The sequence below is a fragment of the Plantactinospora sonchi genome, assembly GCF_036422035.1.
GTDB classification, from domain to species: domain Bacteria; phylum Actinomycetota; class Actinomycetes; order Mycobacteriales; family Micromonosporaceae; genus Plantactinospora; species Plantactinospora sonchi.
This window is the reverse complement of sequence record NZ_JAZGQK010000006.1, coordinates 583,223-605,087: the sequence shown is the minus strand read 5'-3', so window position 1 is coordinate 605,087 and position 21,865 is coordinate 583,223. Positions and strand designations below refer to the sequence as shown.

Below are 21,865 nucleotides of genomic sequence, written 5' to 3'. Positions count from 1 at the left end.
CACATCCGACAGGGGAGCGCGCAGCGCTGAGAGTGCGGGCAGACACGCCCGCAGACCCTCGAACCTGATCTGGGTAATGCCAGCGCAGGGAGTTCGGTCGAGTCTCCAGCCACGCCACGGTCCGGGCCCACCCGGACCGTGGCGTGCGTTCCGCCCCTGGATCGCCAAGCGACTGGGAGGCATCACCCATGAAAGAGTCCGGCAGCACCGGATGGCGGACCGTCGACATCGTCGTCGCCTCGGTCATCGCGGTCGCCTTCGGCGTCATCTTCTGGGCCTGGAACCTGGTCTGGGGCGCCACCGAGGGCGCCTTCACCTTCTTTCCGCCGGCCCAGGCGGTCATCTACGGCGTCTGGCTGGTGCCGGGGGTGCTCGGCGGCCTGGTGATCCGCAAGCCGGGCGCGGCTCTGTACTGCGAGTTCCTCGCCGCGTTCGTCTCGGTGATGCTCGGCAGCCAGTGGGGCACGATGGCCGTCCTCCAGGGCCTCTTCCAGGGTGTCGGCGCCGAACTGGCCTTCCTGGCCTTCGGCTACCGCCTGTTCCGGCTGCCGGTCGCGGTGCTCTCCGGCGCCCTGGCCGGGCTCGCCGCCGCGATCTTCGACCAGATCCGCTACTACTCGGAGAGCGACTTCGCCTCGTTCCGGCTGCCGGTCTTTGTCATCACCGTGGTCAGCTCGGCGATCATCGCCGGCGTCGGCGGCTGGGCGCTGACCCGGGCGTTGGCCCAGACCGGCGTACTGGACCGTTTCCCGGCCGGCCGGGACCGGGCCCCGGTCTGAGCAGGGCCACCCGATGACGGAGCGGACGGTGTCACGGTGAGCGCGGTCGAGCTGCGCGGCTTCGGCTGGCGGCACGCCGGACGCCGGGCCTGGGCGGTCCGTGACGTCGACCTGCGGATCGAGCACGGTGAGCGGGTCCTGCTGCTCGGGGCCTCCGGGGCCGGCAAGAGCACCCTGCTGGCGGCACTCGCCGGCCTGCTCGCCGAGGACTCCGGTGAGCAGGCCGGCAGCGTCGAGATCGACGGGCTGGACCCGCGCAAGGCCCGGGAGCGGGTCGGCGTCGTCTTCCAGGACCCGCAGACCCAACTGGTGATGGCCCGGGCCGGTGACGACGTGGCGTTCGGCCTGGAGAACCGGGGAGTTCCGGCGGCGGAGATCTGGCCCCGGGTCGCCGAGGCCCTGGACCGGGTCGGCTTCCCGTACCGGCCGGACCGGTCCACCAGCGCACTCTCCGGCGGTGAGCAGCAACGGCTCGCCCTGGCCGGGGTGCTCGCCCTGCGCCCGGGACTGCTGCTGCTCGACGAGCCGACCGCCAACCTGGATCCGGCGGGCGCCGCCCTGGTCCGAGGCGCGATCGGCGCCGCACTGGACGCCGACACCACGCTGATCCTGGTCGAGCACCGGGTGGCGGAGGCGCTGCCGCTGGTCGACCGGGTCGTCGTGCTGGAACCGGGTGGCGGGGTCCGGGCCGACGGGCCGCCGGCCGAGGTGTTCGCGACGCACGGGGCCGAGCTGGCCGCCGCCGGGGTCTGGGTGCCCGGTCCGCCGCCGGCGCCCCGCCGGTCCACCTCCCCGGCCGGGGAGGTGCTGCTCACCGCCGAGCGGCTCGGCCTGCCACCGCGGCTGGCCCCGGCCGACCTGACCGTACGCGCCGGCGAGGCGCTCGCCGTGCTCGGACCGAACGGCGCCGGCAAGTCGACCCTCGCCCTGCTCCTCGGCGGTCTGCTCAAGCCCGGCACCGGCACCCTCCGGGCGACCCCGGCACTCGCCGGCCGGTACGCGGACAGCCCACCGCACCGCTGGCGGGCACCGGTGCTGGCGCAACGGATCGGTTCGGTCTTCCAGGATCCGGAGCACCAGTTCGTCACCGGCACGGTACGGGCGGAACTGGCGCTCGGCCCACGTCGGGCCGGCCGTTCCGAGGCCGAGGTGTCGTCCACCGTGGACGAGTTGCTCTCCCGGCTCCGGCTGGACCAGTTGGCCGCCGCCAACCCGTACACCCTCTCCGGTGGGCAGGCGCGGCGGCTCAGCGTGGCGACCGCGCTGGCCACCGCGCCCCGGCTGCTGATCCTGGACGAGCCGACGTTCGGCCAGGACCGGCGGACCTGGCTGGAGCTGGTCGAGCTGCTCGCCGGGCTGCGCGACACCGGGCACGGCGTCGTCGCGGTCACCCACGACGCGGACTTTGTCACCGCCCTGGCCGACCGGACGTGGCGGCTCGGTGCTGATGCGGCGCCAACCGCCGCGCCGACGGTGCGCAGGGACGGCGATCCGGCACCGACGGTGCCGACGGACGATCCGCGGCCGGTGTCGGGATGATCCCGTACCCGATGGTCACCGCGCCCGCCGCGCCGCTGGCCCGACGTAACCCGGTGGCGAAGCTCGCCGCCGCGCTGCTCTTCTCGGTGCCGCTGCTCGCCACCCTCGACCCGCTCGTCCCGTCCCTGGCCATCGCGGTGGAACTGCTGGCCGCGCCGCTGTTCGGCGTCTCCTACCGACTGCTTGCCCGACGTGCCTGGCCACTGCTGTTCAGCGCGCTCGGCGTCCTGGTCACGATGCTGCTCTTCGCCGCCGAGCGGACCGGTGACGTCCTCGTCTCCGCCGGTCCGCTGCTGGTCACCACCGGGGTGCTCGGTACCGGCCTGGGGCTGGCGCTGCGGGTGATCGCGGTCGCGCTGCCCGGGGTACTGGTCTTCGCCACCACCGACCCGACCGATCTCGCCGACGCGCTGGTGCAGAACGCCAAGGCCCCACCGAGGTTCGCGATCGGCGCCCTGGCCGCGTTCCGGCTGGTGCCGCTGCTCGGGATGGAATGGCGGATGATCAGCATGGCCCGGCGGGCCCGGGGCGTGGACGCCGGGCGCAACCCGCTGGCCCGGCTGCGGCTCTTCGGCTCGACGGCGTTCACGCTGCTGGTCGGGGCGATCCGGCGGGGCACCCGGTTGGCCACCGCGATGGACGCCCGCGGCTTCGACTCCGGCGTCCCGCGTACGTCGGCCCGGCGACAACACTTCACCGGGGCGGACACCGTCCTGGTCGTCGGGGCGGTGGTACTCGCCGCAGCCATCCTCGCGACCAGCGTGGTACTCGGCACGTACCGGCCGCTGATCGGCTGAGCCCGTGGCAGACCGCCGGCGAGCCGTCACGGCTCACCGGAACAACCAGTCGAGCGCGGCCAGCGACTTGTCGACGTAGCGGAGGTCGTCGGTCTCCAGCCCGTACGCGAGGTCCTCGATAACCGAACACCGGGCGTAGAAGACAGCGCGCTGCCGTAGCGCCGCGTCATCGGCATGGTAGCGGCACAGGGCCGCGTCCAGCGCGACCGGACCGAGGTCGCGGTAGAGCAGACCGAAGTCGTAGGCCGGGTCGACGAACGCCGCGTCGCCCCAGTCGATGACGCCGGTCACCGTGCCGTGCACGGGATCGACGAGCAGATGCTCGATGCCCAGGTCGTTGTGGGAGAAGACCAGGGGGTACCCGCCGGACGGCGGTGCGGTGGCCACGAACGCCTCGATGGCGGCACGGTGGATCTCCGGCACCCGCGCCGACACCGCCTCGTAGTGGTCGCCCGCCTCCGCCAGCCACTCTTCCGGCGGTGAGTCGTCCGGCACGGCCACCGCCGCGAGTCGTTCGGTGCCGGTCGTATGGAGCGCGGCGAGGAGTTCTCCGACCATGGCGCCGACCGACTCCCGATGCGCCGAGCGCCACGACGGCGAAAGCTCAAGCAGCGGACGACCACGCAGTTTCACGTAGGCCAGGCAGCCCAACTCGGGGACGGCGAACGCCGGCACCGGTACGGGCAGCGGGGAGACCCCGGCGACGGCGGTCAACAGCCGCGCCTCCCGCGCCACCTCGGCGGCGTCCTCGGCCCTCCTGACGAGCCGCACGACCAACTCGTCGTTGACCTCGTACGCGACGTTGTCGGCGCCCTCGCCCAGCAGGACGACCGTCCGGGGCACGTACCCGGGCAGATGCGCCGCCACCAGATCACGGATCTCGTCCATGTGGGACATCATCCCCAGGCTGTGCCAGACACCGGACGTCCGGTCCGGACCGTCATCCGACCTGGCTGACCCGGGGGGGGGGGGGGGGGCGCCCGCCCCCCCCCCCCCCGCCCGCGGGGCGGGGGGGGGGGGGGGGGGGGCCGGGGGGGGGGGGGGGTGGGGTGGGGGGGGGGGGGGGGGGGGGGGGGGGGGGGCCCCCCCCCCCCCCCCCCCCCCCCCACCGGGTGGAACAGGTCCGCGTCAGCTGCTCAGCGCGGTGATCGTCAGGGTGGCGCGGTAGCTACCCTTCTCGACCTCGGTCGGGAACTTCAGGTCCAGGTCGGCACCGAGCTTGGCGCCACCCCGGGGGTGACCCTGCGCGGCCGCGGCGAGCCCGCTCGCGACCGACAGGCCCTTGCCCTGGTCGTCGTAGGCCGACAGGACCGGGGCGCCCGCCTCGGCGCCGGCACCGGCGTCGAGCAGGTACGGCGTCCAGCCGAGGTAGGTGCTGGACAGGGTCCGGTCGCCGTCGGTGAAGTCGCCGACGCTGGCCGAGATCGACCACGGGGCGAGCGAGCGACGGCTGTCCGACACCAGGATCGGGTTGATCTTTCCGGCGGCCTCGAAGTACTCGCCGTTGTGCTCGGTCGCGGTGCCGAGGTCGACCAGGCCGTTGTAGCCGTCGATCGTCCAGCCGAACTCACCCGGCGCGGCGTTCGGCACGTTGACCTGGATGTCCTGGCCGTTGCCGTGGTACGGGTGCACGGTCACCTTGTCGACGACCGAGCCGATCGGCTGACCGTCGGGGGTGTTGACGCAGGAGAGGCCCTTCTCGACGGCCGCGTTCGGCGCCGCGCAGGTGCCGCTGCGCAGGTTCTCCAGGACCAGCTTGTCGGCCTTGACCTGCACCTTGACGTAGCTGCGGACGTGCTCCTGGTTCTGCACCGAGTTGTACCAGTACTTGCTCGGGTCCAGCGGGTCCGGACCGTTGCCGTGCGGCTTGCCGGCTTCGTCGGCCTTCGGCGGGCTGATGTCGTAGTACTTCGAGCCGGAGGCCGAGTTCGCCGTCACGTAGATGACGCCGCCCGGGCCGGGGAAGACCTCGGCCGCGCCGGGCTGCTCCGCCGGGTTCTCCTTCTCGCCGTTCTTGATCGAGTAGCTGCGGGAGTAGCTGTGGTCGTGCCCCTGCAGCACCAGGTCGACACCGAGGTCGGAGAAGGTGGTGGTGAAGTCCTTCCGCCGCTGCACGTTGTCCCCGTCGTCGGCGTGGCTGGCCGGCGAGTAGATGGAGTGGTGGTAGACCAGCACCTTCCACTTGGCCTCGGCGCCGTGCTTGTTGATCACGTCGGTGACGTACGCGACGTGCGCCGCGTCGCCGCCGGGCGAGCCGTTCGTCGGGTTGGCGTAGCTGTTGCTGTTCAGGTCGATGAACAGCACGTCCTTGTAGACGAACCAGTAGTCACCGCCGGACCGGGTCGCCGGGTCCCCGGCGTAGTACTGCGCCGAGCGGTCGGTGTTCGGCGTGAAGTGGTGCTGCTCGTAGGACTTGCCACCGACGTCGTGGTTGCCGATGGTGGCGACCAGCGGGTACTGGCGGAGCTGGTCGGGCGCCAGGAACGAGGTCCACTGGATCTCGTTGTTGGCGCTCTCGACGTGGTCACCGCCGGACACCAGCAGCTCGGCGTTCGGGTTGGCGCCGGTGGCGACCTTCAGGGTCTCCGCCCAACCGGCCTGGTCCTTCAGCGGGTCGCCGGAGGAACCGATCTGCGGGTCGCCGAAGAACAGGAAGTCGTAGTTGCCCTCGAAGTCCTGGGTCTTGAACGCGTACGCCGGGGACCAGTTGCCCTCGCCACCGACCCGGTAGGAGTACGCCGTGTTCTCCCGCAGGTTGGTGATGGTGGCGTGCCGGTTGAAACCGGTGGTGGAGGTGTTCGCCGCACCGACGGCGTCGAAGGTGACGGCGTCGGCCGGGAACTCGCCGTTGGCGACCGAGGCGGTCGGGGCGAGCTGGATCTTCTGCGCGGTGTCGGCCGAGGAGTACCAGGTCACGATGCGCTGGGACTCGTCGGCACCCACGCCGAGAATGATGCCGCTGTACGTGGCGGGCTCGGCGGCGCTCGCGGTGGCCGACAGGCCACTACCGAAGGCCAGGGCCAGGCCCAGGAATCCCGCGCTGGCTCCGACGGCCATACGGCGCCGCGCGAGCCCGGGAGTCCGCATTGAGTCACTCAATGCCATCGACTTTGTTCCCTCTTCCGATAAAGAGATATGGAAAAGCTTTCCCATAATGCGGAGAAGCGTTCTCAACCTTTCGCCGCACAGTGAACCCGCCATGAACGCGATCTTGCGGCTGGTTGCACTTCACGAAATCCTGCGGCGTTCTCAGAGCCCGGACAGGCGCTGTACGAACCAGACCAACCCCATAACGGACACGCCTGCGGAAACGGCGCCGGTGGCCCAGGTGCCGAGTTTCGGCGAACGACGGCGCAATACGAACAGCAGCGGGAAGACAACCGCGATGATGGCCAACTGAACGGTTTCGATACCGACGTTGAACACCAGCAGGGACCAGAGCAGGGTCCACGACCACGCCTCGTCGATCCCCAGCGCGCCCGCGAAACCCAGCCCGTGCACGAGGCCGAAACAGAACACCACGCCGAGGCGGATCCAGCCGGCCCGGTCGAGACTGAGATGGCCACGCCCCACCGGTTCAAGGTCGGCGGCGTGGTCGCCACGCCGCCAGACCCGCCACAGGTGCCAGCCGGCGACCACGGCGATCGACAGCGCGATGACCGGCTCCACGACGCTCCCGGGCACGTCGACCAGGCCGAGAGCGGCGAGCATGAAGGTCACCGAGTGGGCGAGGGTGAAGCTCGTGGCGGCGAGCACGATCTCCCGGAGCCGCCGGGAGCCGGCGATCAGCGCCAGCAGGAAGAGAATGTGGTCGATCCCGGTCAGCAGGTGCTCGGCACCCAGCCGGAAGAACTCCCAGAACCGCTCGTACCAGGCCTGGGCGGTGGAGAAGGACGGGTGGGCGGCGTCGATCGCGGCACTGCCCGAGTGACCGTCGAGCTCGTAGGTGACGATCGTCTTGGTGCCCTTGACGTAACCCTCGGCGTCGGGGAACAGCCCGCCGCGCACCTCGTGCCGGTCGCCCCCACCCGGGCAGGCCCAGTCGAGCAGCAGGTCGGCGTAGGGCACGCCCTCCCGCTGGCCGACGGTGAAGTCGCCGACCCGGGTCGGCGTGCACGTCCGGTCGGCCGAGCTGACCGAGAAACGCTCGGTGACGTACCGGACCGCCGTCTGCGCGTGGGTGTTGAGCGCCCTGGCCTGTCCGTCGGCGTCACCGGCGTCGAACGCGGCGGTGCCGGCGCGGAACAGCGGATCGTCGTCCTCGAAGTCGGCGGCGGACACGACAAAGAGGTCGTATTCGAGTTCCAACTTCGTACGAATGTGATCCTCGTCGCCTGCCGTCACATCGACATAAACCGTCGACGTGAAGCCGTGGGCATGGGCCGGCGCGGCAGTCAGAAAAGCGATCACCGCGGCGGCGATCCCGACGACGAGGACGATAATGGCACGACGGACGCGCGGTAACATTGCGGCTCCTTCAGGTTAGCCAGTGCACGTTGCACGCCACGGGTGAACACCAGCCCGACCATCGGAGAACCGCTGGAGAACAAACCGCCGGAACGGCGCCCGGCGTACGGGATCGAACCCGGACTGGGATAGGAATGCGGATAGCCACGCGGACTTTCCCGCCACCATCCGAGAGGACGATCACCTTGCGCGCCCCGCTTCGGGCCCTCGCCGTACTGGCGGCGGCCGCCGTGCTGGTCACCGGATGCGGCTCCGGCGACGACTGGTCCCAGCCGCACGCCAAGCCCAGCCCCGTCGGCACGCTCGGCCCGGGATTCGTCGACTCCGCCGCCAGGCCCACCCCGGAGGGGACGGTCACCCCCCGACCCGGCTCGTGGAGCGGGGTCCACCCGTCGAAGGACTACCGGGTGGTGCTGCTGACCACGGGTGACGACAGCCCGACGAAGGCACTCGTGACGGCGGTCCGGGACTGGGCCGAGGACGAGGAGGTCGACCTCCGGACGGTGGTCGCCAAGGACGCCCAGGACCTGGTACCCAGCATCGTCAGGGCCATCGGGATGGGCCCGGACCTCATCGTCAGCGCGGGCAACGACCTCGTCGACCCGCTCGCGCTGGTCACCGCGAGCCACCTGTCACAGCAGTTCCTCGTGGTGGGCGCCGAACTGGCCGAGCCGACACACAACGTCACCGCGGTCGACTGGTCCGGCGCGTCGTTCCGGGGCGAGGGGCTCGGCGCGTCCTCGACGTACGACGCCGGTTCGTTCACCGCCGAGCGTTGTGCGGCCGCGATCAGGGCGGGTGTCGCGGCCGTGCTCAACGACCTGACCGGAATCGTGGTCTGGCTCGACTGAGCCGGTCAAGCGCCCCAGTCCACCCCACCGGTACGACCGGACGGCTGACGGCGGTCGGACGCCTCGCGGTGGGTCGGATGGTCCGGACAGCCGTGGACGCCGCCGGTGTGGGAACCGGTTCGGCACAGATCCCGGGTTCCGTCGGGTGACGGCGGCTCAGAACCCGGTCAGCAGTTCCCGGGTCAACTCACGCAGCCGCTGCCGGTAGCCGGGGTCATAGGCCTCCCCGGCGGCCCGCGCCTCCCGGTCGCTGTCGAAGTAGCGACCGGTCACACCGGCGAGGTCCGCCCCGTCCACCAGCCGCCGGGTGGCGGACACCCCCTTCTCCAGGCTGTCGACGACCTCCACCCCGGCCCGCGCCGACATGCCCGTCGGCATGTACGAGGCCGGATGGACACTGTTCACGCTGACCCCGCTGTCCGCCAGCTCGGCGGCCAGGTCCATGGTGTGGCAGATCAGAGCCAGCTTCGACCGGCAGTACGCGGCCACGTCGGTGTAGTCGTGTGCCAACTGCGGATCGTCGAAGTCGATCGGCTGCTGGCCGATGGAGGCGACGTTCACCACCCGGGCCGGCCGCCCCCGACGCAGCAGCGGCAGCAGTTCTCGGGTGAGCAGGACCGGGGCGAGATAGTTGACCGCGAGCCGCAGCTCGTACCCGTCGGCGGAGAGCTGACGCGTACCGCCGTCCACGTGGAAGCCGACGCCCGCGTTGTTGACCAGGACGTCCAGCCGGTCGTGGGCCTGCCCGACCCGCGTGGCGAGACGCTTCACCTCGTGCAGCGCGGAGAGGTCGGCCCGCAGTGCGGTACCGCCGGTGGCCTCGGCGACCTCCGCGAGCCGGTCGGCGTCGCGGCCGTGCAGCAGCAACCGGTGCCGGCCGGTCGCCGCCAGGTCCTCGGCGAGAGCACGGCCGAGCCCGTCGGAGGCTCCGGTGATCAGGATCAGTGGCATGGTCGTCCTTCCGGTGAGGTGCGCCGCGGTCGCGGCGCAACGGTGTGCCGGGGTGGCGTCGGTCGCGCACCCCGGACGACGGCGGGTCAGCCGCGCCCGTGGCGGTCTGCCGAGGTGGCGGAGGCCGAGGCGCGGTACGTCAGCCCCGCTCATGGCGGTGGCTGGGGGAGCCGGCGGGTCAGCCCCGCTCGTGGCGGGAGCTGCCGGCGGCCGGGTGGGTTCGACGGGCGGGTCAGCCGTCTCCGGTCGGAGTCGGTGCCGCCCGTCGGCCGAGCAGGGCGACGCAGGCCACCACCGCGAAGGCGGCGGCGGCGAGGGAGAAGGCGAGGGTGAACCGGCTCTGCGCGGGTAGCGCGGGCTGCGCCGCACCCGGGCGGCCCACCGCGCCGGTGGCCAGCAGCGCACCCAGCAGAGCGCTCGCCACCGAACTGCCGACCGAGCGGAAGACCGAGTTGACGCCGTTGGCCACCCCGGTCTGCGCCCGGGGCACGGCGTCGAGCAGGACCGCCGGCAGCGTGGCGAAACCGAAGCTGATCGCGACACCGACCAGCACCCCGCCGGCGAGCACCCCGGCGGGCCGGTCGTGCACCACGGCCAGCAGGCCGAAGCCGGTCACCCCGGAGACGCTCCCGGCGGCCAGCGCCCGGCGGGCCCCGAACCGGTGGGTCAGCGTACCGGCGAGCCGGGCGGCGAGCAGCGAGGCCAGGGCCGGGGGCAGCAGGTAGCCGATCGCCGCCTGCGAGACACTGGCCCCGAGCCCGTACCCGGCGGGGGCGGCTGGTAGCTGGACCACCGTCGACACCCCGATGAACTGCATGAACATGGCGAACCCGAGCAGGAAGCCGGCGAGGTTGACCGCCGCCACCACGGGTCGGGCGAAGACCCCCAGTTGCACCAGCGGGTCCGGTCGACGACGTTCGACGCGTACCCAGACACCGCCCAGTACCAGGGCCCCGGTGAGGCAGCCGACGGTCGGCACCGACGTCCATCCCCAGTCGGCGCCCCGGGACAGCGGCAACAGGAGCAGGGTGAGCGACGCGGCCAGCAGCACGGCGCCGAGCCAGTCCGTACGCCCCGCGCCCGTCCCGGCGGCACCGGGCACGACCAGGGCGGTGGCCAGGAGCGCGAGTCCGGACACCCCGGCCGCCAGCCAGAAGACCAGGTGGTAGTCGGCCGTGGATGCCCCGCTGAGCAACCCCGCGCTGACCAGCGCCACGGCGTTGCCGAGGGCCAGCGCACCGCTGATCGTCCCCATCGCCCCGGGCATCCGTGCGGTGGGCAGCTGGTTCCGCAGCACCGACTGGGCGAGTGGGAAGAGCGCGGTCGAGACGCCCTGCAGTGCCCGGGCGACGATCAGCCACGCCAGCGTGCGGGTGGTGGCGGCGAGGACAGACCCGGCGAGGGTGAGGGCGAGCACGCCGAGGAAGACCCGGCGGCTGCCGTACTGGTCGCCGAGCCGGCCGGCGAGTGGCGTACAGACCGCCGCCGCGAGCAGGGTGGCGGTGGTGAGCCAGGTGGCATCGGCGGTGGAGGCGTGCAGGTCCTGTCGGATGACGCCCAGGATCGGCACGACGAGGGTCTGCATCATCGACACGATGACCGCGCCGAGCCCGAGGACCGCGACCAGGACGGGGATCGGAGACCGGATGCTGAGACTTGGTTGGGTTGCCATGGGAAGGTCGAACTTTCGCGGTGTTGAGGGGTGCGGTGCGACGCCGGGCGAGGCGCGACCGTCGGCGTCGACAGCAGCCGGGTGGGGCGCGACCGCCGGGCACGACGGCGGAACGGACAGTGGTCCGCCCCGGGGGCGCGGGACGCGGTGCCGGACCGCGTCCCGCGTACTCCGGAATCAGGCGCCCGTGCCGAGCCGCTCCACCAGGGTGGCGGCGAGCCGGGCGGAGGAGGCAGGGTTCTGCCCCGTGATCAGGTTGCGGTCGGTCACCACGTGCGGCGCCCACGCGTCACCCTCGCTGAACCGCACGCCGAGCGCGACCAGCCGGTCCTGCAGCAGCCACCTGGCCCGGTCGGCGAGCCCGGTCTGGGTCTCCTCGTTCCGGGTGAAACCGGTGACCTGGTACCCGTGCAGCGGTGACACCCGGTCCGGCGTCTCGGTCGCCAGCAGGGCCGCCACGCCGTGGCAGACCAGCGCCAGGGGCCTGCCGGAGTCCAGGGTCTCGGTGATCACCCGGGCCGACTCGGCGTCCCCGGACAGGTCCTCCATCGGACCGTGGCCGCCCGGGTAGAAGACCGCCGCGTAGTCGGCGGGGTCGACGTCGGCCAGGCGGATCGGTCGGCGCAGCACCTCCGCCTCGTCGAGCAGCGCGACGACCGCGTCCGCGCCCTGCTGACCGCCGTTGAGGTGGGGGGCCAGGCTGGCCTGGTCGACCGTCGGGACCACACCACCCGGGGTGGCGACGACCACCTCGTAGCCGGCTGCGGTGAGTGCCCGGTACGGGGCGGCGAACTCCTCGCCCCAGTAGCCGGTGGGATGCCGTTCACCGTCGGCCAGCGTCCAGTGGTCCGCGCCGGTCATCACAAACAGGATCTTCGCCATGTTGTCCACTCCGTCGGTTGTTTCCGGCCGATACCGGCCGAAGGGCTGGTCACCGGCGGCAGCACGCCGGTTGACGGTCTCGACGGTAGGTCGGCCTGCCCTCAGCAAACCAATAGGATTACTGGTGTGGACCCAAGGAATTCCGATGGCTCGGCGGCCGGGCGGCCACTCGATCTCACCCAGCTCCGGACCTTTCTCGCGGTGTACCGGGCCGGCTCGCTCACCGAGGCCGCGCGCCGCCTCGGACTGGCCCAGCCGACCGTGACCGGCCAGATCCGCGCGCTCGAACAGCAACTCGACCACCAGCTGTTCGAACGGCTGCCGCGCGGCGTGGCGCCCACCGCCGTCGCCAACGACCTGGCCGCCCGGATCTCGGCACCCATGGACCAACTCGCCCTCGTCGCCGAACGCGACGCCACGGCCCCCGCCAAACCAGTACACCTGGGCGGGCCCGCCGAGCTGCTGGCCGTCCGGGTACTGCCGGCCCTCGCGCCGCTCGTCGCGCATGGCGTACGACTACGGGTCAGCACCGGACTCGCCGAGGAACTGCTCGACGGCCTGCGCGCCCGGCGTTTCGACCTCGTCCTGTCCGCCGTACGCCCGCGCGGGCGCTCGGTCGTCGCCACACCGCTGATGGACGAGGAGTTCGTCCTGGTGTCCGCGCCGACCTGGAGTGTCCGGATCGGCCCCCTAAGCGCGGACGACTCGACGCCCCTGGAGGGCGTACCGCTGATCACCTATGCCGAGGACCTGCCGATCCTCCGCCGCTACTGGCGGCACGTCTTCCGCCACCGACTGACCGGCGTGGCCGCCCTGGTGGTCCCCGATCTGCGCGGTGTGCTGGCCGCCGCCGTGGCGGGCGCGGGTGTCACCGTCCTGCCGCGCTACCTGTGCGCCGACGAACTGCGCACCGGGGCCCTGGTCCCGCTCCTCGAACCCGAGGAGCCGCCGATCAACACCGGCTTCATCGCCGAGCGCGTGAACTCCGTACTCAGTCCGGAGGCGACCCGGGTTCGCGACACCATCCTCCGGACCGCCCGCTCCTGGTGACCACCGCCCGGTGGTGACCCGCCGCTGGCCGTCGCCGCGGTCCTGAGCCGGCCGGACACCCGCGCACCCTGGTGGACGACACCCCCGGTGGGATCGCCAGGGGCGACATGGTCCGGAAGATCTCCGGAACTTTCGGAGCCGGTGACGCGGATCCCGATCCTTCTACCAGAGCTCCGGCAGGTCGACCCCGTACCTGACCCCACCCGCCGTAACTACTGGCCAGGCCGGATGTCTCCGACGCCGAAATCCGTGGCCCGGGGCAGGTTTCCACAACGTTTCCGATAGTTGTTGACAAGGCAACGACGCGGGGCCAATACTGACGCCATCGACGGGCCTCAATCGCCGCCGATGCCACCCACCGCGACCTACTCCTCCGGTCGTCGTGCAGTACGACCGGCCCCACCACCACCGCGCGACATGTGCACCGACCCCGGTGGCCGTCCCCCGGCCGCCGAAAGCTCACCCGTCGGGTCGTGCCGCGCTGCTGGCCCCGGCCAGCCCTCACGAGGAGGAAGCAAGTACATGAACGCACCCCCCGTCCAGTCCAGGGGCCGCAGACGCGGCGGACGCCTCAGGATGCTCATCGGCAGTGCCTGCGCCATCGCGTTGGTCACCGCCGGAATGACCGCACTCGTGTCCAGCCCCGCCCAGGCCGAGGCGGACCGGCAGGTCTGCTCGAGCACGGAAGGCACGCACAACGGGTTCTTCTTCTCGTTCTGGAAGGACAGCGGCGACGCCTGCGTAGTGTTGCGCGAGAACGGCCGGTACTCCAGCTCGTGGAGCAGGAGCACCAACAACTGGGTCGGCGGCAAGGGCTGGAACCCCGGAACCCGCCGGACGATCACCTACTCGGGCACCTACAACCCGGGCAACAACAACACCTACCTCGCCCTGTACGGCTGGACGCGGAACCCGCTCATCGAGTACTACATCGTCGAGAACTTCGGCAGCTACAACCCGAGCAGCGGCGCCACCCGGATGGGTACCGTCACCACCGACGGCGGCACCTACGACATCCTCCGCAGCCAGCGGGTGAACCAGCCGTCGATCGACGGCACCGCCACGTTCTACCAGTACTGGTCTGTCCGCCAGCAGAAGCGGAGCAGCGGCACCATCACCACCGCCAACCACTTCGACGCCTGGGCCCGCGCCGGTCTGAACCTCGGCAACCACTACTACCAGATCATGGCCACCGAGGGCTACCAGAGCCAGGGAAGCTCCGACATCACCGTCCGGGAGGGCGGCGGTGGCGGTGGCAACCCCAACCCGAACCCCACGACCACGCCGCCCGGTGGTGGCGGTGGTAGCTGCTCGGTCAGCGTGAGCCGCGCCGAGGAATGGTCCGACCGGTTCAACACGACCTTCTCGGTCAGCGGTGCCAGCAACTGGGTCGTCACCATCCGCACCAACGGCGGCCAGAGCCTGCAGAGCAGCTGGAACGCGTCGGTCAGCGGCAGCAGCGGCACGCTCACCGCGCGTCCGAACGGCAACGGCAACAACTTCGGCATCACGCTCTACAAGAACGGCAACAACACGACACCAACCGCGTCCTGCGGAACCGGCTGACCTGAGCGCGGGTGGGGTGTCGACGCGGTCGGCCCCCACCCGCGCCGGGCACCCCCGGACCACGGTCATCCGGCGGAACCCCCCTCACGGGACTTCGGGTTCTGCCGGATGACCTTTGTGTGCCGGGGCCGGCACCCACCCGCCACCGGTTCCGACAGCACCCGCACCGGTCGCCGTGGCGCCACGCTGCCGGCCCGTCCCGCCGGTCACCGGCCTCGTGTCGGACCCGACACCGTCGGACGAACCGTCCGGGATCGGCTCGCCCGCCGTACGATGTCCGGTAGTGCTGGTTCGCCCCGGCAGCCAGTCGGGGCGTCGTAAGAGGGAACCCGGTGTGAGTCCGGGACTGCCCCGCAGCGGTGAGTGGGAACGACCGCCGTCATCGAGCACTGGACCCATCCGGGGTCTGGGAAGCGACGGCCAGTAGGAGACCGGTTGTCCGGTCGCGCCCACAAGTCCGAAGACCTGCCCGCACCGCGTACACCGACGGTGTGCGCCGCCGACGGCCTCTCGGGAGGGCCAGGGGCGGAAGCGCGGTCGTGCCGTGCCCTTCCCCCGTGCCCTCGCCAGCTGTCGTCGGGCACTTCGAGGGAAGGACCCTTTGTGACCACCGGATTCGGGCAGAGCACCGTGCTCGGCTACCCGCGCATCGGCGGGAACCGCGAACTCAAGAAAGCCGTCGAGGCGTACTGGGCGGGCAGCATCGACGCCGCCGCGCTGGAGCGCACCGCGGCCGGGCTGCGCGCCGAGGTCTGGCAGACGCTGCGTGACGCGCGCCTGGACGCGATCCCGTCGAACACCTTCTCCTACTACGACCACATGCTCGACACCGCCGTGGCGGTCGGTGCGGTCCCGACCCGCTTCACCCGGCTCGGCCTGAGCGAACTGGACACCTACTTCGCGATGGCGCGCGGCGTGGACACCGAGCCGGCCCTGGAGCTGACGAAGTGGTTCGACACCAACTACCACTACCTCGTCCCGGAGATCGGCCCGGACACCGTCTTCGCGGCCAACCCCGCCAAGGCGCTGGCGGAGTACGCCGAAGCCCGCGACCTCGGTGTGCGTACGCGCCCCGTGCTGGTCGGGCCGGCCACGTTCCTGTTGCTCGCCAAGTCCCCGGCGTCGAGTGGTGAACCGTTCGACCGGCTGGACGACCTGGTCGAGACGTACGCCGAGATCCTGCGGGCGCTGGCCGACGCCGGCGTCGAGTGGGTGCAACTGGACGAGCCCGGTTACGTCGCCGACCGCGACCCGACCCGGATCACCGCGCTACGCGACGCCTACACCCGACTCTGCGCCGTGGAACGCCGGCCGAAGATCTTCGTGGCCAGCTACTTCGGCGAACTCGGCGACGCACTGCCCGCCCTGCTCGACACACCGGTCGAAGCACTCGGCCTGGACCTGGTGGCCGGCGGCCCCGGCAACCTGACCCGGCTCGCCGGCGCCGGCCCACTGAGGGGCAGGACGATCGTCGCCGGACTGGTCGACGGGCGCAACGTCTGGCGTACCGACCTGCGCACCGCGACCGCGTCCGGCGCGGTCGTGACCGGGCTCGCCGACCACGTCGCCGTCTCGACGTCGTGCTCACTGCTGCACGTGCCGGTGGACCTGTCCAGCGAGACGAGCCTCGACCCCGACCTGCGTCAGCGGCTCGCGTTCGCCCGACAGAAGGTCGACGAGGTCGTACTGCTCAGCCGCGCCCTGCGCGACGGCGCCGCCCGACTGCCCGAGCCGCTGCCGGCAGCCCCGGCCGGATGGCGCGACACCACGGTACGGTCCCGGTTGGCCACGCTGACCCCGGCCGACCGGCGACGCGGGCCCTACCCGGAGCGGTCCGCCGCCCAGCGGGCCCGGCTCGACCTGCCACCACTGCCGACCACCACCATCGGCTCGTTCCCGCAGACCGACGAACTGCGCAGGGCCCGGGCCGACCATCGGGCCGGCCGACTCGACGACGCCGGTTACCGCCAGCGGATGCGTACCGAGATCGAGCACGTCATCCGGTTGCAGGAGCGGCTGGGCCTGGACGTGCTGGTGCACGGCGAGCCGGAACGCAACGACATGGTCCAGTACTTCGGCGAGCAGTTGGCCGGGTTCGCCGCCACCGGGCACGGCTGGGTGCAGTCCTACGGCTCGCGCTGTGTCCGCCCGCCGATCATCTACGCCGACGTCGCCCGTCGGGCCCCGATGACGGTCGAGTGGTCCCGCTACGCCCAGTCGCTGACCGACCAGCCGGTCAAGGGCATGCTCACCGGCCCGGTCACCATCCTGGCCTGGTCGTTCGTCCGTACCGACCAGCCACTCGCCGACACCGCCGACCAGGTCGCCCTTGCCCTGCGCGACGAGTGTCAGGACCTTGAGCGGGCCGGGATCCGGGTCATCCAGGTCGACGAGCCCGCGCTGCGGGAGACGCTGCCACTGCGCGCGGCGGACCAGAAGGCGTACCTCGACTGGGCCGTCGGCGCGTTCCGGCTGGCGACCAGCGGTGTCGCCGACGACACCCAGATCCACACCCATCTCTGCTACAGCGAGTTCGGCGAGGTGATCACCGCCATCGACGCCCTGGACGCGGACGTCACCAGCATCGAGGCGTCCCGGTCGAAGATGGAGGTGCTCGACGACCTCGCGGAGATCGGCTACGGCCGCGGCGTCGGTCCGGGCGTGTGGGACATCCACTCGCCACGGGTGCCGTCGCACGACGAGGTCGTCGAGGCACTGCGCCGGGCGGTCGCGGCCGTGCCCGCGCAGCGGCTGTGGGTCAACCCCGACTGCGGCCTCAAGACCCGCGGCTACCCCGAGGTCGAGGCGTCACTGCGGCACCTCGTCGCCGCCGCGGCCGAGGTACGCGGCGGCTGAACCCGGCCGGGGTGGGACATCGCCTCGCGGTGTGCCACCCCGGTACCGCTCCTGGACCGCGCCACCAACCCCGGTGCAGGTGCACCCGCCCGAGACCAGACATGTCGGGCCGAACAAGCGTACGATGGGGTCATTCCGGAAGCGATGACATCCCAGCCTTGAGGTGCCCGCCATACCGGCCCCACCCCCAGAGGGGGTTGCCATGTCCGACGACCTGCACCACATCGGAAGCACGTCGACCGACCCGGGCACCACGGCACCAGCACGGCCTCCGGGCGCCCCGCCGTCGCCGACCACCCGGCTGCCGCACACCCGTACCGGCGCCGCCTGGGTCGGGATCTGCGTCGCCGCGCTCATCTGCGTGGTGCTCATCGTCTTCATGCTGCAGAACACGCAGAGTGTCGAGGTCACCTTCCTGTGGATGCACGGGACCCTGCCGACGGCCCTGGCCATGCTGATCGCCGGTGTCGGCGCCGCGATCCTGACCATGGTGGTCGGTGCCGCCCGCATCACCCAACTGCGCCGCCTGTCCCGTCGGCAGCACCACTGACCCGCACCCTGCGCACAGCCGACGCCCTGCTCCACCTCCTTCCCACCGCAGCCCTCGCCGCGTCTTCTCGCGGCGACGGGCGTGAAGGGCCTGCCATGACACAGACAATCCCCGCGAGCCGCGCCCCGACGCACTCGCCGACGCCACCGTCCACTCCCCGACTGCGGATGGAGCCGACCGGCTCCCGCCGAACCCTGCTGGACGGTGGCTGGTGGCCCCGCTCGACCGACCCGGTGGCGGAGTTGCCGGGGCTCGTCCTGGCCATCGACAGGCTCCGGGGACCGGTGACCCGGCTCGTCCTCGCCGCCGACGGATGGGACAGCCGTCCCCGCCGTCTGGGGGTGGCCGGCCGGGTCCTACGGCTCGGCTACTTCACCAGCCAGCCCGTCAGCCTGCTCACCGCCCTGTGCGACAACGGCGACCGCGTCGACCTGCTGGTCGTCGCGCCGGACACCGCGAGCAACATCGCCGACGCGGCGATGGTCCTCGCCGCCATAGCCAGCAACCGGATCGGTCCCCGACACATCCTCCGCACCGTGACCACAGCCAGCACCGGCGAGGTCGACGACTCCGCCCCGGAGGCCGTCTGGGAGGACGAAGGCGGCCGGTCCGGCCGCCGCGTGGTGGGCTAGTGGGCCGGGTGGACAGGCCGGTGACCAGCGCGGTCGCCGGGGCGTGGATCGCACCCGCCCTTCGCGGGTGTCAACCGAATGGGATGCGCCCCTCGTGGGGCGGGTACGTCATCACAGGTCGGTCCGAACAGTGCTGGACGCCAGCACGACGAGTGGAGGACGACACAGATGGCCAAGTTGATCGCATTCGGTGAGGACGCCCGTCGTGGTCTCGAACGTGGGATGAACATCCTCGCCGACACGGTGAAGGTGACGCTGGGCCCGAAGGGCCGCAACGTCGTACTGGGCAGCGACTGGGGTGCACCGACCATCACCAACGACGGGGTCAGCATCGCCAGGGAGATCAGGCTCGACGATCCGTACGAGAAGCTCGGCGCCGAACTGGTCAAAGAGGTCGCCAAGAAGACCGACGACGTCGCCGGCGACGGCACCACGACGGCCACCGTCCTGGCCCAGGCCCTGGTACGCGAAGGGCTGCGCAACGTCGCCGCCGGCGCGAACCCGGTCTCGCTCAAGCGCGGCATCGAGCAGGCCGTCAGCGCGGTGACCGAGGCACTCCGTCACCAGGCCCAGGATGTCGAGACCAGGGCACAGATCGCGGCCACCGCGTCCATCTCCGCCAACGACCCCGGCGTCGGCGAGATCATCGCCGAAGCGATGGACAGGGTCGGCAAGGAAGGCGTCATCACCGTCGAGGAGAGCAACGGCTTCGGCCTGGAGCTTGAACTCACCGAGGGCATGCGCGTCGACAAGGGCTACCTCTCGCCCTACTTCATCACGGACAGTGAGCGGATGGAGAGTGTGCTCGACGACCCCTACCTCCTCATCGTCGAGAACAGGATCTCGAGTCTGCTCAGCCTGCTCCCTGTCCTGGAGAAGGTGCAGCAGGCGGGTAGGCCGCTGGTCATCATCGCCGAGGACGTCGAGGGTGACGCCCTCGCCACCCTGGTCGTCAACAAGGCGCGGGGTACCTTCGCCTCGCTGGCCGTCAAGGCGCCGGGTTTCGGTGAACGTCGCGCGGCGATGCTGACCGACCTCGCCGTCCTGACCAACGGTCAGGTCGTCAGCGACACCGTGGGCCTCACCCTGGAATCGGTCACCCTCGACATGCTGGGCCGGGCCCGCAGGGTGATCGCCACCCTGGACGGGACCACGATCGTCGACGGCGCCGGTGACCCGGACCAGATCGCCGGCCGGGTCGCCCAGCTCCGCGCCGAGATCCAGCACAGCGAGTCGGACCACGACCGGGAGAGGCTGCAGGAACGACTGGCCAAGCTGGCCGGCGGTATCGCCGTGATCAAGGTCGGTGCGGCCACCGAGGTGGAACTCAAGGAGCGCAAGCACCGCATCGAGGACGCCGTCCGCAACGCCAGGGCCGCCATCGAGGAGGGTCTGCTCCCCGGCGGCGGGGTGGCCCTGGCCAATGCCGCCGTGACGGCGTTCGACAAGCTCGACCTGGTCGGCGACGAGGCCACCGGCGCCAACATCGTGCGGGTCGCGTTGACCGCCCCGCTCAGGCAGATCGCCGACAACGCCGGTCTTGAGGGTGCCGTGGTGGCCGAGAGGGTCGGTTCACTTCCGCCTGGCCACGGCCTCGACGCCGCCACCGGTGCGTACGTCGACATGCTCGGAGCGGGGATCGTCGAGCCGGCCAAGGTGACCCGCTCCGCGCTGCAGAACGCCGCGTCGATCGCCGCCCTGTTCCTGACCACCGAGGTGCTCGTCGTCGACAAGCCGTAGACGCCCCCGGCACCGGAGGCGTCGGGCGGCCCGGTCGCAGCCGGGGTCCGGCCGGTGCGACGGTGTGCCAGACCCGACGATCATCGTTGACCGACGGGTCTGGCCAAGCGGCGACCGGGCTCGCCCATCGCCGTTGACCGACAGGTCCGGTCAACGGCAAAGGGCGAGCGGCACGGTCGACGAGGCGGGTGTCCAGGTCCGTGGTGGACCACTGACCTGGACACCCTTCACCCGGCGCTGTGGCCGGGCACCGGAGCTGGTCGCGTCCTGCCGCGCCGGAGCACGTGAACGCGGCGGTCATGCTCACCTTCGCCGAGGTCCGACGACGTGGCCTCGGCGCGTCCGGCGGGCCGGATGAACCGTTCGCCGAGTGCCGTCAGCAGGGCGACGACACCGAGCAGGGTGCCGATCAGCACCGTGCTGCGCACGCCGTGGCTCGGCAGGGCAAGACCGCCGACGAAGGCACCACCGGTGATGCCGACGTTGACCGCGGCGGAGACCGTGGCGGCGGCGAGGTCGGAGCGCCCGGGCGCCACCTGCAGCACGAGGCCACCGAGTGCCGCGGTGAACGCGGCGAAGGCCAGTCCGGCCAGGGCGATCAGACCGACGGCCACGACCGGTTGTCGGCCGAACGCGTACAGCCCGAGCAGCGCCACCGTCTGCAACGCGACGGTCGCGACCAGAGCGGGCCACGGGCCGCGGTCCACCGCCGTTCCGATGGCGAGGATGCCGAGCACGCTGGCGAGGCCGCGTACCAACAGGACGGCCCCGACCGACGAGGCGGAGAATCCGCTGACCTCGGTGACGAAGAGGGCGACGTAGGTGTAGGCGGCGATGGCGCCAGCGGTCGCCAGGACGGCCACCGCCACCAGCAGCCAGAAGCGGCGGACGTCGGGCGTGGCGCCCCGGGCGGCATGTCCCTCCTCGGGCCGGGTCGAAGGCAGCAGCGAGGCCACCACGACGAGCACGATCGCGCCGAGCCCGGCCACCGCCAGGAATGACACCCGCCAACCGGCGCGCTCGCCCAGCCAGGTGCCCGCGGGTACGCCCAGGGCCAACGCGACGGTGCCGCCGGCGAACACGACCGCGACCACCCTTCCGCGTAGTCCGGGTCGGAACAGCTCCGCGGCGGCCGGCACCACGACCGCCCAGAACAGCGCATGGGTCGCGGCGGTCGCCATCCTGGCCGCCAGCATCAGCGGGAACGTGTTCGCGAACACCGTGATCGCGGTGCTGACGACAAAACCGGCCAGCAGCGCCGACAGCAACCGTCGGCGAGGAACCCTCCGGACCAGCGCCGTCAACGGGACCGAGGCGACCATCACCACCGCTCCGTACACGGTGACGAGCATGCCCACTTGCGACGGTGCGACGGCCAGGTCGCCGGCCATCGGGAGGAGCAGCCCGATCGGCAGCGCCTCGGCGGTGGTGTAGAGGAACGTCCCGCCGGACAACCCGATCAGCGCCCCGACTGCCCGGCTACGCCCCATCTGCCCTCCCATCGTTACCCCCTAAACGAGTTATGATGGGAAC

General features: G+C 71.6%; 17 protein-coding genes and 2 riboswitches. Of the genes, 10 read left to right on the top strand and 7 right to left on the bottom strand.

Annotated features, from left to right (window positions below; translation table 11 throughout):
• Window positions 1–109: riboswitch (TPP riboswitch) on the top strand.
• A 79-nt stretch (window positions 110–188) separates the two neighbouring features.
• From V1633_RS09210 to V1633_RS09200, 3 genes are read left to right on the top strand one after another with little or no spacing between them, the layout of a single operon-like run.
• Window positions 189–779 (top strand): ECF transporter S component, encoded by a 591-nt coding sequence (locus V1633_RS09210; RefSeq protein ID WP_331213756.1) that lies wholly within the window; start codon window positions 189–191, stop codon window positions 777–779.
• A 36-nt stretch (window positions 780–815) separates the two neighbouring features.
• A complete protein-coding gene (locus V1633_RS09205) occupies window positions 816–2,318 on the top strand; it encodes an ABC transporter ATP-binding protein (RefSeq protein WP_331213755.1) in 1,503 nt (500 codons plus the stop codon).
• Window positions 2,315–3,115: an energy-coupling factor transporter transmembrane component T family protein gene (locus tag V1633_RS09200; protein ID WP_331213754.1), complete on the top strand. Its 801-nt coding sequence runs from the start codon at window positions 2,315–2,317 to the stop codon at window positions 3,113–3,115. The genes V1633_RS09205 and V1633_RS09200 overlap by 4 nt, the downstream gene beginning before the upstream one ends.
• A gap of 33 nt (window positions 3,116–3,148) precedes the next feature.
• Here V1633_RS09200 and V1633_RS09195 read toward each other — a convergent pair whose 3' ends face one another.
• The 3 genes from V1633_RS09195 to V1633_RS09185 form a co-directional block, all read right to left on the bottom strand.
• Entirely contained in the window at window positions 3,149–4,003 is an 855-nt protein-coding gene (locus V1633_RS09195) for a phosphotransferase family protein (RefSeq protein ID WP_331213753.1), read from the bottom strand.
• Window positions 4,004–4,243: 240 nt separating this feature from the next.
• The gene (locus V1633_RS09190; RefSeq protein ID WP_331213752.1) at window positions 4,244–6,202 is read right to left on the bottom strand and encodes a metallophosphoesterase family protein; all 1,959 of its coding nucleotides are present in this window, start codon (window positions 6,200–6,202) and stop codon (window positions 4,244–4,246) included.
• A 162-nt stretch (window positions 6,203–6,364) separates the two neighbouring features.
• Window positions 6,365–7,423 carry a HupE/UreJ family protein gene (locus V1633_RS09185; RefSeq protein WP_331213751.1) on the bottom strand — a complete coding sequence of 353 codons (1,059 nt, stop codon included), beginning with the start codon at window positions 7,421–7,423 and terminating at the stop codon, window positions 6,365–6,367.
• A 344-nt stretch (window positions 7,424–7,767) separates the two neighbouring features.
• On the opposite strand from V1633_RS09185, the gene V1633_RS09180 reads away from it, so the two are divergent.
• Window positions 7,768–8,433 carry a type 1 periplasmic-binding domain-containing protein gene (locus tag V1633_RS09180; protein ID WP_331213750.1) on the top strand — a complete coding sequence of 222 codons (666 nt, stop codon included), beginning with the start codon at window positions 7,768–7,770 and terminating at the stop codon, window positions 8,431–8,433.
• Between the two features lie 156 nt (window positions 8,434–8,589).
• Here V1633_RS09180 and V1633_RS09175 read toward each other — a convergent pair whose 3' ends face one another.
• From V1633_RS09175 to V1633_RS09165, 3 genes are all read right to left on the bottom strand, one after another.
• A complete protein-coding gene (locus tag V1633_RS09175; RefSeq protein WP_331213749.1) occupies window positions 8,590–9,384 on the bottom strand; it encodes an SDR family NAD(P)-dependent oxidoreductase in 795 nt (264 codons plus the stop codon).
• Window positions 9,385–9,616: 232 nt separating this feature from the next.
• On the bottom strand, window positions 9,617–11,056 hold the full coding sequence (locus V1633_RS09170; RefSeq protein ID WP_331213748.1) for an MFS transporter: 1,440 nt from the start codon (window positions 11,054–11,056) through the stop codon (window positions 9,617–9,619).
• A gap of 177 nt (window positions 11,057–11,233) precedes the next feature.
• Window positions 11,234–11,938: a type 1 glutamine amidotransferase domain-containing protein gene (locus tag V1633_RS09165; protein WP_331213747.1), complete on the bottom strand. Its 705-nt coding sequence runs from the start codon at window positions 11,936–11,938 to the stop codon at window positions 11,234–11,236.
• 126 nt (window positions 11,939–12,064) lie between these two features.
• On the opposite strand from V1633_RS09165, the gene V1633_RS09160 reads away from it, so the two are divergent.
• The 6 genes from V1633_RS09160 to groL all read left to right on the top strand — a co-directional run bounded on the left by V1633_RS09160 (window position 12,065) and on the right by groL (window position 20,332).
• Window positions 12,065–12,988: a LysR family transcriptional regulator gene (locus V1633_RS09160; RefSeq protein WP_331213746.1), complete on the top strand. Its 924-nt coding sequence runs from the start codon at window positions 12,065–12,067 to the stop codon at window positions 12,986–12,988.
• A 576-nt stretch (window positions 12,989–13,564) separates the two neighbouring features.
• On the top strand, window positions 13,565–14,554 hold the full coding sequence (locus tag V1633_RS09155; protein WP_331213745.1) for a glycoside hydrolase family 11 protein: 990 nt from the start codon (window positions 13,565–13,567) through the stop codon (window positions 14,552–14,554).
• 270 nt (window positions 14,555–14,824) lie between these two features.
• Window positions 14,825–15,041: riboswitch (cobalamin riboswitch) on the top strand.
• Window positions 15,042–15,157: 116 nt separating this feature from the next.
• Window positions 15,158–17,410, top strand: a complete 2,253-nt coding sequence (gene metE, locus V1633_RS09150; protein WP_331213744.1) for a 5-methyltetrahydropteroyltriglutamate--homocysteine S-methyltransferase — start codon at window positions 15,158–15,160, stop codon at window positions 17,408–17,410.
• A 202-nt stretch (window positions 17,411–17,612) separates the two neighbouring features.
• Window positions 17,613–17,960, top strand: a complete 348-nt coding sequence (locus V1633_RS09145) for a LapA family protein (protein WP_331213743.1) — start codon at window positions 17,613–17,615, stop codon at window positions 17,958–17,960.
• Between the two features lie 95 nt (window positions 17,961–18,055).
• Window positions 18,056–18,592: a DUF5994 family protein gene (locus V1633_RS09140; RefSeq protein ID WP_331213742.1), complete on the top strand. Its 537-nt coding sequence runs from the start codon at window positions 18,056–18,058 to the stop codon at window positions 18,590–18,592.
• Window positions 18,593–18,760: 168 nt separating this feature from the next.
• Window positions 18,761–20,332 (top strand): chaperonin GroEL, encoded by a 1,572-nt coding sequence (gene groL / locus V1633_RS09135; protein ID WP_331213741.1) that lies wholly within the window; start codon window positions 18,761–18,763, stop codon window positions 20,330–20,332.
• Window positions 20,333–20,559: 227 nt separating this feature from the next.
• Here the strand turns inward: groL and V1633_RS09130 are convergent, their stop codons facing one another.
• On the bottom strand, window positions 20,560–21,822 hold the full coding sequence (locus V1633_RS09130; protein ID WP_331213740.1) for an MFS transporter: 1,263 nt from the start codon (window positions 21,820–21,822) through the stop codon (window positions 20,560–20,562).
• Window positions 21,823–21,865 lie beyond the last annotated feature (43 nt).

What these genes read in the sequence shown, in the direction of transcription:
- V1633_RS09210 (WP_331213756.1), top strand. Translation starts at nt 189, where the DNA reads ATGAAAGAGTCCGGCAGCACCGGATGGCGGACCGTCGACATCGTCGTC.
- V1633_RS09200 (WP_331213754.1), top strand. Translation starts at nt 2,315, where the DNA reads ATGATCCCGTACCCGATGGTCACCGCGCCCGCCGCGCCGCTGGCCCGA.
- V1633_RS09195 (WP_331213753.1), bottom strand. Translation starts at nt 4,003, where the DNA reads ATGGACGAGATCCGTGATCTGGTGGCGGCGCATCTGCCCGGGTACGTG.
- V1633_RS09190 (WP_331213752.1), bottom strand. Translation starts at nt 6,202, where the DNA reads ATGCGGACTCCCGGGCTCGCGCGGCGCCGTATGGCCGTCGGAGCCAGC.
- V1633_RS09175 (WP_331213749.1), bottom strand. Translation starts at nt 9,384, where the DNA reads ATGCCACTGATCCTGATCACCGGAGCCTCCGACGGGCTCGGCCGTGCT.
- V1633_RS09170 (WP_331213748.1), bottom strand. Translation starts at nt 11,056, where the DNA reads ATGGCAACCCAACCAAGTCTCAGCATCCGGTCTCCGATCCCCGTCCTG.
- V1633_RS09165 (WP_331213747.1), bottom strand. Translation starts at nt 11,938, where the DNA reads ATGGCGAAGATCCTGTTTGTGATGACCGGCGCGGACCACTGGACGCTG.
- V1633_RS09155 (WP_331213745.1), top strand. Translation starts at nt 13,565, where the DNA reads ATGCTCATCGGCAGTGCCTGCGCCATCGCGTTGGTCACCGCCGGAATG.
- V1633_RS09145 (WP_331213743.1), top strand. Translation starts at nt 17,613, where the DNA reads ATGTCCGACGACCTGCACCACATCGGAAGCACGTCGACCGACCCGGGC.
- V1633_RS09140 (WP_331213742.1), top strand. Translation starts at nt 18,056, where the DNA reads ATGACACAGACAATCCCCGCGAGCCGCGCCCCGACGCACTCGCCGACG.
- groL (WP_331213741.1), top strand. Translation starts at nt 18,761, where the DNA reads ATGGCCAAGTTGATCGCATTCGGTGAGGACGCCCGTCGTGGTCTCGAA.
- V1633_RS09130 (WP_331213740.1), bottom strand. Translation starts at nt 21,822, where the DNA reads ATGGGGCGTAGCCGGGCAGTCGGGGCGCTGATCGGGTTGTCCGGCGGG.